Annotated in this window: 9 protein-coding genes; 8 read left to right on the top strand and 1 reads right to left on the bottom strand. The window is 58.5% G+C overall.

The window, feature by feature from the left end; translation table 11 throughout:
• The first annotated feature begins 170 nt into the window (after nt 1–170).
• The 8 genes from QQF40_RS15875 to gbcB all read left to right on the top strand — a co-directional run bounded on the left by QQF40_RS15875 (nt 171) and on the right by gbcB (nt 10,280).
• Nucleotides 171–1,346: a quaternary amine ABC transporter ATP-binding protein gene (locus QQF40_RS15875; RefSeq protein ID WP_285461903.1), complete on the top strand. Its 1,176-nt coding sequence runs from the start codon at nt 171–173 to the stop codon at nt 1,344–1,346.
• Between the two features lie 33 nt (nt 1,347–1,379).
• Entirely contained in the window at nt 1,380–2,333 is a 954-nt protein-coding gene (gene proW / locus QQF40_RS15870) for a glycine betaine/L-proline ABC transporter permease ProW (RefSeq protein ID WP_285461902.1), read from the top strand.
• Between the two features lie 61 nt (nt 2,334–2,394).
• Nucleotides 2,395–3,420, top strand: a complete 1,026-nt coding sequence (proX, locus tag QQF40_RS15865) for a glycine betaine/L-proline ABC transporter substrate-binding protein ProX (protein WP_285461901.1) — start codon at nt 2,395–2,397, stop codon at nt 3,418–3,420.
• A gap of 262 nt (nt 3,421–3,682) precedes the next feature.
• The gene (locus QQF40_RS15860) at nt 3,683–5,020 is read left to right on the top strand and encodes an MmgE/PrpD family protein (RefSeq protein WP_285461900.1); all 1,338 of its coding nucleotides are present in this window, start codon (nt 3,683–3,685) and stop codon (nt 5,018–5,020) included.
• Nucleotides 5,021–5,288: 268 nt separating this feature from the next.
• Nucleotides 5,289–6,179 carry a dihydrodipicolinate synthase family protein gene (locus tag QQF40_RS15855; protein WP_285461899.1) on the top strand — a complete coding sequence of 297 codons (891 nt, stop codon included), beginning with the start codon at nt 5,289–5,291 and terminating at the stop codon, nt 6,177–6,179.
• A gap of 82 nt (nt 6,180–6,261) precedes the next feature.
• Entirely contained in the window at nt 6,262–7,533 is a 1,272-nt protein-coding gene (locus tag QQF40_RS15850) for an NAD(P)/FAD-dependent oxidoreductase (RefSeq protein WP_285461898.1), read from the top strand.
• Nucleotides 7,534–7,571: 38 nt separating this feature from the next.
• Nucleotides 7,572–9,077 (top strand): aldehyde dehydrogenase, encoded by a 1,506-nt coding sequence (locus QQF40_RS15845; RefSeq protein ID WP_285461897.1) that lies wholly within the window; start codon nt 7,572–7,574, stop codon nt 9,075–9,077.
• A gap of 90 nt (nt 9,078–9,167) precedes the next feature.
• Nucleotides 9,168–10,280: a glycine betaine monooxygenase reductase subunit gene (gene gbcB, locus QQF40_RS15840; RefSeq protein ID WP_285461896.1), complete on the top strand. Its 1,113-nt coding sequence runs from the start codon at nt 9,168–9,170 to the stop codon at nt 10,278–10,280.
• Nucleotides 10,281–10,527: 247 nt separating this feature from the next.
• On the opposite strand, the gene QQF40_RS15835 is transcribed toward gbcB, so the two are convergent.
• Complete coding sequence (locus QQF40_RS15835) at nt 10,528–11,940, bottom strand: amidase (RefSeq protein WP_285461895.1); 1,413 nt, start codon at nt 11,938–11,940, stop codon at nt 10,528–10,530.
• Nucleotides 11,941–11,968: the final 28 nt, after the last annotated feature.

The raw sequence follows: 11,968 nt of genomic DNA, 5'->3' as shown, positions 1-11,968 counted from the left end.
AATGGGCTTCTTACTGCTTGGCGCAATGATAACCATGGGTCATCGATTCCCGCGCCTAAATGTTGTTGGACGCTAGTGGAGGTGAGGGATAACGTGAATGTTATGTCATGACACCTTCACGATTACCTGCGAAGGGGTTAGCCATCATTAATTACAATAAGAGGTGGGTAATGAATGCTGACGACGAAATACTCTCCGTAAAGAATGTCTATAAAGTCTTCGGTCAGCAGCCTGATGCTGCCATCAAAATGCTGGAAGAGGGCAAGACCAAGGAGGATGTCTTTCAGGAGACGGGACAGGTCATCGGTGTCTTCGATGCCACCTTCTCGGTCAAGCGGGGCGAGATCTTTGTCATCATGGGGCTGTCAGGGTCTGGCAAGTCGACAATGGTGCGCCTCTTCAATCGCCTGATAGAACCGACGTCCGGCAGCATCTTCCTCAAGGGGAAAGAAATCACCGGTCTGACGGACAAGGGGCTGCTGGATGTGCGTCGCAAGGACATGAGCATGGTGTTCCAGTCCTTTGCCCTGATGCCGCACATGACAGTGCTGGACAACGCCGCCTTCGGACTGGAGGTATCGGGAGTCATCGAAGAGGAGCGCTGTGCGCGGGCACGTGAGGCGCTATCCCAGGTGGGGCTGGCGGGGCATGAATACAGCTATCCGCACCAGCTGTCCGGGGGCATGCAGCAGCGTGTCGGGTTGGCCAGGGCGCTGACCAATGACCCTACCATATTGCTGATGGATGAGGCCTTCTCGGCGCTTGATCCCTTGATTCGGACGGAAATGCAGGATGAGTTGCTGCGTCTTCAGAAGGAGCAGCAGCGCACCATCATCTTCATCTCACATGACCTGGATGAGGCCATCCGCATCGGCGACCGTATCGCCATCATGGAGGGTGGCTGTGTCGTCCAGATTGGAACGCCACAGGAAATTCTCAACAATCCCGCGACTCCCTATGTGGAATCCTTCTTCAAGAGCGTGGACCCCTCCAAGGTGTTGAGAGCCGGTGATGTCGCGCACCTGGATGCTGATATCGTGGTTCACCCTCAGCAGGCGCCTACGCAGTCTCCCACGCAGACAACGCCTCCCATTCCCTATGCCTACATGATGGATGATCAGCAGCAATTCATGGGAATCATCGACAATAGTCGCCCCGACGGAAGTGGCAAGTCACTCACGCTGTTGCCCAGTGATGTCGAGACCATCGCCTTTGATACTCCGCTTCATGAGTTGCTGGACCTCTCCGCGTCGTTGCCCTATCCACTGCCCGTACTCAATGCCGATGGCACCTTGAATGGCACGATCAGCAGGCAATCACTGCTGCAATCACTGAGCCGACATTAATCCTCATCACAATGCGACAAGGAGGGCAGACTCATGTCTGAGTGGACGATTCTGGATCCTTTCCAGGTACTACATATTCCGCTGGGCGAGTGGGTGGAAGATGGATTGAATTATCTCGTCAGCAATTTCCGCGGCGTCTTTCGTGCCGTGCGCTGGCCTATCGATCAGGTGCTCAACGGTATCGAGGGGCTACTTCAGGCGGTGCCTCCGACGATCGGTATATTGCTCGGCGCCTTGCTCGGGTGGCAGGTTGCAGGGCGACGCATGGGGCTCTTCTGTGCGTTCACCTTGATCCTTCTGGGGCTGATCGGTGTCTGGTCCGAGTCCATGACTACCCTGTCTCTGGTACTCACGGCCGTGTTCTTCTGCGCCGTGTTCGGCCTGCCGCTGGGCATTCTCTGCGCGCGTCATGACCGTCTGGAGAAGGTCGCCAGACCGATACTGGATGCGATGCAGACGTTGCCGGCCTTCGTCTATCTGGTGCCAGTCGTGATGTTGTTCGGGATCGGTAACGTGCCCGGCGTGCTGGTCACCATCATCTTCGCCTTACCGCCGCTGGTGCGTTTGACCAATCTCGGGATTCGTCAGGTTCCTGGCGACAAGATCGAGGCGGCGCGTGCCTTTGGCTGCACGCCCGGCCAGATGCTGCGCAGAGTGCAGTTGCCTTTGGCGACGCCCACCATCATGGCCGGCCTCAACCAGACATTGATGCTTTCCCTGTCGATGGTCGTGATCGCCTCCATGATTTCGGTGGGAGGGCTGGGGCAGATGGTACTTCGCGGTATCGGGCGTCTCGATATGGGGCTCGCCACCGTCGGGGGCATGGGACTGGTATTGCTGGCCATCTTCCTCGATCGCCTGACGCAGGCGATGGGAGAGCGCAGTGCCGTCGCGGGAGATCACCGTCGCTGGTTCCAGAAGGGGCCGCTGGGCATCTGTCTGGGGGTGATTGGCATGGGGAAATGGCAGGCACGCACCCATCCCTGAGTTTCATCATTTGCTTGAACCATGAAGTCGTCAGATCACCAACAACAACAGGAATACTCTCATGATGCCTTTCACTCATTCTCGCCGGCAGCTGCTGTCCCGCACCTTGGCCGCGTCTTCTCTGGCGCTGTTCACAGCCTCTATGGCCCATGCGACTGGTGACAAGCCCGGAGAGGGCGTGACGGTCACCCCGATATTTCCGACGATTTCCGAAGAGCATTTCCGAGGACAGGTCGCGGTCCTGGGGCTCGAGGAGCTGGGCTATGAGGTCGAGCAGCCCAAGGAGACGGATTACCCGACCATGATGATGGCATTGTCCTACGGGGATGCCGATTTCACCGTGCACCTGTGGGATAACCTGCATGCCAGTTTCTATGACCGCGCCGGTGGCAATGACACCATGGTCAAGGCGGGCAGCGTGATGGAAGGCGTCATCCAGGGGTATCTGATCGACAAGAAGACGGCTGACAAGTACGGCATCACATCGCTTGAAGACCTCAAGGACCCCAGCATCGCTGCGTTGTTCGATACCAATGAGGATGGCAAGGCCGACATGACGGGCTGCAACCCCGGGTGGGGATGTGAGGTGATCATCGATCACCAGCTCGAGGCATATGGTCTGGAGGATACGGTGACACAGAACCGCGGTTCCTACTTTGCTCTCATGGCTGACACCATCACGCGTTACCAGCAGGGTGAGCCGATCTTCTATTTCACCTGGGTGCCGCAATGGATCACGGCTGAACTGGTGCCGGGAGAGGATGTGGTCTGGCTCGAAGTGCCGCACACGGACCTGCCCGATGGCAACAATGATGTGAATACCCAGTATGAAGGCAAGAATCTCGGCTTTGCGGTGGATACCATCAAAGCGGTCATGAACAAGGAGTTTGCCGAGGAAAATCCGGCCGCTCGAGAGTTCCTTTCTCATCTCTCGATGAGCCCGAATGATGAAGCCACGCAAAACCTCAAGATGCAGAATGGTGAGAGCAGCAAGGAGGATATTCGCCGTCATGCCCAGCAATGGGTGCAAGAGCATCGTGAGCAATTCGATGCGTGGCTTGCCCAGGCTCGCGCGGTCGCCGAGTAACGCCTTGTGGGCGCCGGTCTTGCCGGCGCCTTTCTCAGGGCACCAGCGGGCGCTTCTTCAGAGGCATCGCGTTGCCGCAAGCCCTAAGGGGAGACCACGGCATACTGGCAAGTTGCGCCTCACGTTGCCCGTCAAGTCATCCTCGATTTTCCCTCATGCTCTCTCGGACGCCTCGGTGATCGTTGCTGTGGCGTCTGAGGTTTGCATGAGGGTCCTGTGCGCGCGGCGCCCTGATCTTCTATGACATGTGGAGGGTAATGCCTTGTCCTCACTTTATGCCTTTCAGCGAGATACGCATTTTCGCTCACTCCCCACCGCGACACAGCACATCGTCAAGGCGAGCCTGATCGATATTCTGGGGGTGGCAGCGGCGGCGCGTGAAACGCCTGCCTGTCAGGCAGCCAGACGTTACGCCCTGGAACATCATCCGGCGTCCCGGCTTGTCAGTCGGATGTTGTTCAATGGTCAAGCGACACATCCGCTGGGGGCCGCGTGGGCCGGCGGTTTCTGTGTCGATAGTCTCGATGCTCACGAGGGGCACTTCACTTCCAAGGGACATGCGGGCGCCACTGTGGTGCCTGCCTTGTTGGCGCTGGTGGATGCGTATCGTGAGCAGGGCAGGACGATCAGTGGCGAGGAGTTTCTCAGTGCCCTGTGCGTCGGTTATGAAACGGCCCTGCGCGCGGGAGTGGCACTGATGGCGACGGCACCTGAATACCATGCCTCGGGCGCCTTTTCGGGGATCGGGGTCGTCTGTGCGGGGGCTCGCTTGCTTGGGTTGGACGAGCAGACTTTCCGCCATGCATTGGGGATTGCAGAGTACTTCGGGCCACGCTGTCCCATGATGCGGCTGATCGATCACCCCAGCATGTTGCGAGATGCACACGGCGCTGGTGCCTTCAGTGGCGTGAACGCGTTGCTGTTGGCACAGGCGGGCATCACGGGAGCGCCGGCCGAAACCGTCGAGGATGACAGGGTGGCAGCCTGTTGGTCAGATATTGGGACGCGCTGGGAGATTGACGCGCAGTATTTCAAGCCCTGGCCTGTCTGTCGTTGGGCTCAACCGGCCTTGACCGCTGCCAGTGACCTGATGAAGGCGCATGTCGCGCTGCGTGCCGATACTATCCTGCATATCCGTGTCGAGACATTTCATGAATCCATGCGGCTGCAGGGGCATGCCCCCACCAATGCTGACGAGGCGCAATATGCGTTGGCCTATCCCCTGGCGGCATTGCTTCAGCGTGGTCGGCTAGGCCCGGATGAGTTCGATGCACGGGCGCTGCGTGACGAAGGGATTCTAGCGCTGTGTCAGCGAATCGAGATTGTCGAGGCCGCCGATCTGTCCGCCAGATTCCCGGACGAGATTCTGTCGCGTGTCCATTTCCGCCTCAAGGACGGGCGAGAGATCAGCAGTGACATAACCTGTGCCAGAGGGGACCCGCAGATGCCGCTTTCCGCCGAGGAATTGCGAGATAAATTCCGACGTTACTCTCACGGCACCCTGAATGATTCTCGCAGTGACAACATACTGACCCTCGTGGACAGTCTGGAGCATTCTGCCGACTGCCATGCGCTACTTGAGCAGGTGCTGGTCGCCTGATGTGATGGCGAGCGATAGAAAATACCAGTCAACTTGCCTGGCGACATGCGGCCTTTCAGCATCACTGGAAGGTTGCATGTCGCCTTTTCATTTTTCTGACATCGCTCTCTGAAAAGGAAGTGTGCGGATGACTCATAACATCCGGTCATGATTAGTCGGGAGAAAAGGTTTCTTTCGTACTTCACAGTGTCTGTTTAGGCTACAGATATGCTGATGTGGTGAATGAAGCATCCCTCCAATAACAACTTGATCATGACAAGGTGAAAGCATGAACTTTGACGGTATCTGGACTCCGGTAGTCACTCCTTTCTCTGACGATAATCGTATCGAATTCGATACCCTGAAAGTCGTGCTGGAAAGCCTGATTGAGCAACAAGTGCATGGCCTTATCATCGGTGGTACGACAGGCGAGTATTACGCGCTGACCAGGCAAGAGCGCAAGCAGGTCTTCGATCTGGTGGCGGAGCAGGTCAAGGGCCGTATCCCCATCATGGCCGGCATCAATGCGACCACGACGCAAGAGAGTCTTGAGCTTGGCCTATACGCCAAGTCCGTCGGTTTCGATGCGATTCTGGTGGCAGCCCCTTATTACTGTCAGCCGGCGGAAGATGAGCTGCTGCGTCATATCCAGCGGATCGACGATGCGCTGGACATGCCGATCATGCTTTACAACTTCCCTGACCGTACCGGTGTGCCGATGACGCTTGCCTTGCTGGACGCGTTGAGCGAGCGACCCAACATCCAGGCCATCAAGGAAAGCACCGGTTCCATCGAGCGCATGCATGCGCTGATCAATGAGTTTGATGATCGCATTCAGGTCAGTTGCGGCATGGATGACCAGGCGCTGGAGTTCTTCGTCTGGGGAGCGCGCAGCTGGGTGGGCGGTGCTTCCAACTTCCTGGCGGCAGAACATGTCGCGCTCTACAAGGCCTGTGTCATCGACCAGGACTTCGTGGCGGGACGTCAGCTGGCAGCAAGGATTCTGCCAATGCTGAACCTGCTGGAGCAGGGCGGGAAGTTCTGTCAGTACATCAAATACGGCTGTGAGCTGGCAGGACTGCCGGTAGGCACTGCGCGCGCACCCCTAGGCGAACTCACTGACAATGAGAAAGCCACCTTCACGCGCCATTACGAGGCGTTGGTCGCTTATCGCGGCTGATGCCCACGGAGGGGGAGCCACTTCCATGCAGCTGAAATGCAATATTCTGCCCCAGGATGATGGGAGATGTGGATGGTATGACATGCTGCCTCCCCCTCCACCTGCCACGCCCTTGCGAGGTGACATCAAGGCTGACTGGGTCATCCTGGGGGCGGGGCTTGCGGGACTTGCGGCCGCCAGGCGGCTGGCGGAGCTCCAGCCTGATGCCAGCATCGCTCTGGTGGAGGCGCGTCGTGTCGGCTTTGGGGCTGCCGGGCGCAATTCCGGTTTCATGATCGATCTGCCCCATGATTTGAATTCCCACGATTACACCGGGGATAGAACCAAGGATCTCCAGCAGATCCGACTCAATCGGGGGGCGATCGACTATCTCCGGGGCATCGTTCAGCGCCACTCCATCGACTGCGATTGGCGTGAACAGGGCAAGTTGCATGGCGCGGTGGAAAAGCACGGCATCAAGGCGCTCGAAGCCTTCGCCAAGGGACTGTCAGAGCTGAACGAGCCCTATCGGATACTGGATGCGGCAGAGATGAAAGCCGTGACCGGCACGAGTTTCTATCAGGCCGGTCTGCATGCCCCGGGCGCGGTACTGGTGCAGCCTGCCGCCCTGGTACGTGGTCTGGCTGACGCATTGCCCGAGAACGTTCAGCTGTATGAGGACACAGCGGTGCACAGTATCGAGACGGGGGCACGGCATGTACTGGTGACCGATCACGGCCGGCTCCAGTCGCCGCGCTTGATACTGGCCAACAATGCCTATGCCTCGCAGTTCGGGGCGCTGGGGTTCAAGGGCAGCATCCTGCCGGTCTACACCTATGGCAGTCTCAGCCGCCAACTGCGTCCCGATGAACTCGAGCGCCTGGGAGGCGAAGAGAGCTGGGGAGTGATTCCCGCTGACCCCATGGGTACGACGGTCCGGCGCATGGGTTTCGGGCGTATCTGTATCCGCAACTCCTTTGTCTATCGTCCTGATATCACCGCCGGTCGGCAGCACCTGGCTCGCGTCAAGCTGGCGCATCAGCGCTCATTTGATCGTCGTTTCCCGATGCTGCCGGGCGTGGATATGGAATACACCTGGGGCGGTGCCCTGTGCCTGACGCGCAATGGCGGCACACCCTTCGGCGAAATCGCCCCCGGGGTATTCAGCGCGGTCTGTCAGAACGGGCTGGGGCTCACCAGTGGCACGACTTCCGGGAAGTTGATTGCGGAGTATGCCGTGGGTATCGAAAGCGAGCTGCTCGATATCATGCGCCAGATCCCCAAACCGGCGTCCAATCCTCCCGAGCCATTGCTGGGGCTAGGGGTACGGTCGACCCTTGCCTGGAAGGAATGGCACGCCGGCAGCGAACGCTAAACACACGATTTTTCTCCCAAGACACAAGGACAACAACAATGTCTGAGACTCTGAGCCGAGACGCGATCGCTGAACAGATCGATCGTCTGGAATATCGTCATCTGGCCTTCATCGATGGTCGCTTCGTGGCAGCGCAATCCGGCGAGACGTTTGAAACCCTCAATCCGGCAACAGGCGAGCTGCTGACCCATGTTGCTGCGTGCAATGGCGAGGATGTCGATCTTGCCGTCAAGGCGGCACGTCGCGCTTTTGAAGCGGGTGTCTGGTCAGGGTTGGCGCCTGCCGAGCGCAAGGTCATCATGCAGCGTTTTGCCGATCTGATCGACGCGAACTGCCTCGAGCTGGCGGTGCTGGAAGCTCTGGAGGCCGGCAAGCCGATCAGTGAGTGCTACACCGTCGATATCCCGGATACCGCCAATACGATTCGCTGGCATGCCGAGGCGGTCGACAAGCTCTACGATGATGTGGCACCGACCTCCGGTGATACTGTCGCGACCATTCGCCGCGAGCCCCTCGGCGTCGTCGGCGCGGTGCTGCCCTGGAATTTCCCGGCCATGATGGCGGGTTGGAAGCTGGGGCCTGCGCTCATCACTGGCAACAGCGTCGTGCTCAAGCCTGCGGAATTGACCTCATTGAGCACCTTGCGACTCGCGGAGCTCGCCTTGCAGGCCGGCATTCCCGCCGGTGTCCTGAATGTGGTGCCAGGGCTTGGACATGTCGCTGGCAAGGCCATTGGCCTGCACCCTGATATTGATCTTGCCGCCTTCACGGGCTCCACCGAGATCGGGCGTCGCTTCCTCGAATACTCCGCTGCCAGCAATCTGAAGCGTGTCGTGCTGGAATGCGGTGGCAAGAATCCTCAGGTTGTCATGCCAGATGTCACCGACCTCAAGGAAGTGGCAAGCAATGTGTTGGCCGCCGCCTTCTGGAACATGGGCGAGAACTGCTCCGCCGGGTCGCGCCTCATCGTGCACCACTCAATCAAGGATGATCTGCTCGAGGAGATGCTGCTGCAGCTCGAGAGAGACTGGAAGACCGGTGATCCGCTGGACCCGGATGTCCAGCTGGGCGCGCTCATCGAACAGGCACATATGGACAAGGTGATGTCGCACATCTCCCAGGCCAAGGAAGCCGGAGTGAAGGTGGCGACAGGCGGCATGCGCCTGCATGAACAGAGCGGCGGGTATTTCGTCGCCCCGACCATCTTCGATGATGTACCTGCAGATGCCGCTATCGCCAGTGAAGAGATCTTTGGCCCCGTTCTCGCAGTCATTCCCTTCGAGACGGAAGAAGAGGCCATCGCCATTGCCAATGACACCTGCTATGGCCTGGCGGCATCACTGTGGAGCAATGATCTGAACACCGTCTATCGCATGTCGTCCGCGATCCGCGCCGGCACCATCTCGGTCAACTGCTTCTCGGAAGGCGACATCACGACACCATTCGGTGGCTACAAGCAGTCGGGATTCGGGGGGCGTGACAAGTCGATCTACGCAAACGATCAGTACTGTGAGCTGAAGACTACCTGGATTCAGCTGGGATGATTCAATCGCTGTCCACCTGATACCTCATCACTCTCGAGCGCCATCCTTTTTCTCTGAAAGGGGGTGGCGTTCTCGCGCAGGAAGCCCGCCATGACTGTTCCCGCTACTGAGTTTCTCAACCCTGTCAACACCCAGACCTGGGCCAATGGCCGCCATCTGGTGCGCTGTTTGAAGGTCATACAGGAGACACGGGATGTTCGAACCTACTGTTTCAGCATGCAGCACCCGGTGCTGTTCTTCTTCAAGCCCGGGCAATTTGTCACGCTGGAGCTGGAGATAGACGGTGAACAGGTCATGCGGTCCTATACCATCTCCAGTGCGCCATCGATTCCCTACAGCTTTTCCATCACGGTAAAGCGTGTAGCGGGTGGGCGCGTCTCGAACTGGCTGCATGACAACCTCAAGGAAGGGGCTCAGGTCGCGGTCCATGGCCCGGTAGGGCAGTTCAACTGTATCGATCACCCGGCAGACAAGGTCCTGTTCCTGTCCGGCGGTGTGGGGATCACGCCAGTGATGTCCATGGCCCGCTGGTTGTTCAACATCAATTCCGAAGTCGACATGGTGTTTGCCCACAGTGCCCAGACGCCCAGCGATATCATCTATCGTGCCGAACTGGATTACATGTCCACGCGCATCGAGAACTTCAAGCTGCATCTCATCAGCGAGCGCAGTGAAACCGGCCAGATATGGGGTGGCTACCGAGGCTTCCTGACGCGAGAAATGCTCCAGTTGATGGCGCCGGACTTCATGGAGCGTGAAGTCTTCTGCTGTGGCCCGGCCCCGTACATGAATGCGGTGCGTCAGATCCTCACCTCCGCCGGATTCGACTTTACCCATTATCACGAGGAATCCTTCGGTGCGACGCCATCGGCGGATATCGCGACCGCCGAGGATCATGCCGCCCAGGCGCTGGAGCGAGAAGAAGAGTCCGTGACAGGTGAGGGGCACTGGGTGACCTTTCTGGATTCGGGCAAATCCGTACAGGTCATGGAAGGCACCACGCTGCATGAAGCGGCGGCAAGTACTGATCTGAATATTGCCAAGGCCTGTGGCATGGGAATCTGTGGTACCTGCCGTGTGCGCGTTCTCAGCGGCGAAGTGGACATGCAGCACAATGGCGGTATCAGCGAAGAAGAGATCGAAGAGGGCTATGTATTGAGTTGCTGTACTACAGTCGTTGGCGATGTGCAGATTGAGTACTGACCGCGCTCTGGTGCTTCTCTATGACAGAGGGGACTTGCGCCATGCACTGGCGCAAGCCAAGGGGCGCATTATCGCCTTGGCTTCCGAAGAAGCCGCCATGATCAATGGCGCCGACCTGCTGGTCGATGGCGGCTACACCGCGATCTGGTGAACCGGCAAGCTCCAATGAGATTGCAGTAGATGTGAAACAGCCACTGTCGATGACAGTGCCTGTTTTGTGCTTCGTATCTCTCTGACGGTTCCATTGCTAGGGCCTGGGATAGACAAGTCCAGGAAGCATCTCTTCAAGCAACATGGCCGCATGCATGACTTTCATGTCTTGGAATTTTCCTCCCACAAGATGCAGTCCGACAGGCTGCCCGTTGTCATCCAATCCGCAGGGGAGTGATGCCGCGGGTTGTTGGGTCAGGTTGAAGGGGTAGCTGAACGGCGTCCAGTCCATCCAGTCAGCGTATTTCTCGCCGGGTGGGACGTTATGACCGGCAGTGAAAGGCGAGATAGGCATCGTCGGCGTTATCAACAGATCCCATTGTTCGTGGAAGGATTGCATGTGTGCGCAAAGTGCAGTCCGTTTTCGTCTTGCCGCCAGATATTGCGACAAGGAAATGTTGTTGCCTCGTTCTGCAATGTCCAGCAAGCCCGGGTCCATTTGTTCTCGCTGGCTGTCGGTCATCTTTTCGACCACCTGGGTGGCACCCGCGAACCACAAGGTGTTGAAGGTATCGAGGGGGCAGGCAAACCCGGGGTCTATTTCGATGACGTCAGCGCCCAGTCTCGAGAATAGAGCGACCGCTTCGTCCACTCGCAGGCGAATGTCCTGCGCAACGTTGACATACCCAAGTGTCGGGCTGTAAGCGATTTTCCATCCCTCAAGAGATAGCGGGGGTGGCGCCTTCCAATCGATGCCATGCGGGTTGCCGAGCAAGCCGTCTCGGGCATCCGGTCTTGCCATGCTGGCAAGCATCAAGGCGCTATCGGACGCCGTCCGCGTCATCGGTCCCAGGTGTGAGAGGGTCGACATGGCACTGGTTGGCCACTGGGGAATCCACCCAAACGTGGGTTTCAGGCCGAAGGTACCGGTAAAACTGCAGGGAATGCGGATCGAGCCACCGGCATCACTGCCCTGATGGAGCATGCCCAGGTTGAGAGCAGCCGCTGCTCCAGCGCCACCTGAGGATCCCCCGGAGGTCAGTGCGGTATTCCAGGGGTTGCGCGTCACGCCGTGCAGCGGGTTGTCCGTCACTCCCTTCCAGCCATACTCCGGCGAGGCTGTCTTGCCGAGAAAGACGGCGCCTGCCTTGCGAAGACTCGCGGCGACGGGGGCATCGACGTCACTGCCACCGTCGGGTGATGTGGTGGCGGAGCCATACCGGGTAGGCATGTCCCGTGACAGCGTCAGGTCCTTGAGCGTTGTCGGCACACCGTCCAGCGGGCCGCAGGGCGAGCCGTTCATCCAGCGGGCTTCGGCGTCTTTCGCTGCTTTCATTGCCCCATCATGGGCGATATGCACGAAGGCATTGACCTTGGGGTTGAGCGTGTCGATACGTTCCAGACAATCCCGGGTCAGCTCGACAGGGGAGAGCTCACCCTGGCGAAATAGTGTCAGGGCGTCAGTGGCGGTCAATTCCGATAATTGCGTGGGAAAAGAAGCTGGGGTCATGTCAGATCCTGTCCATTGGCTATCAAGT

The sequence above is a fragment of the Cobetia sp. LC6 genome, assembly GCF_030264805.1.
Lineage (GTDB): Bacteria > Pseudomonadota > Gammaproteobacteria > Pseudomonadales > Halomonadaceae > Cobetia.
Note: the sequence above shows the minus strand (reverse complement) of the source record. Positions and strands in the feature narration are given on the sequence as shown.

Excerpts from the sequence above, each read along its gene's own strand:
- QQF40_RS15875 (WP_285461903.1), top strand. The coding sequence starts at position 171 with ATGAATGCTGACGACGAAATACTCTCCGTAAAGAATGTCTATAAAGTC.
- proW (WP_285461902.1), top strand. The coding sequence starts at position 1,380 with ATGTCTGAGTGGACGATTCTGGATCCTTTCCAGGTACTACATATTCCG.
- proX (WP_285461901.1), top strand. The coding sequence starts at position 2,395 with ATGATGCCTTTCACTCATTCTCGCCGGCAGCTGCTGTCCCGCACCTTG.
- QQF40_RS15855 (WP_285461899.1), top strand. The coding sequence starts at position 5,289 with ATGAACTTTGACGGTATCTGGACTCCGGTAGTCACTCCTTTCTCTGAC.
- QQF40_RS15850 (WP_285461898.1), top strand. The coding sequence starts at position 6,262 with ATGCTGCCTCCCCCTCCACCTGCCACGCCCTTGCGAGGTGACATCAAG.
- QQF40_RS15845 (WP_285461897.1), top strand. The coding sequence starts at position 7,572 with ATGTCTGAGACTCTGAGCCGAGACGCGATCGCTGAACAGATCGATCGT.
- gbcB (WP_285461896.1), top strand. The coding sequence starts at position 9,168 with ATGACTGTTCCCGCTACTGAGTTTCTCAACCCTGTCAACACCCAGACC.
- QQF40_RS15835 (WP_285461895.1), bottom strand. The coding sequence starts at position 11,940 with ATGACCCCAGCTTCTTTTCCCACGCAATTATCGGAATTGACCGCCACT.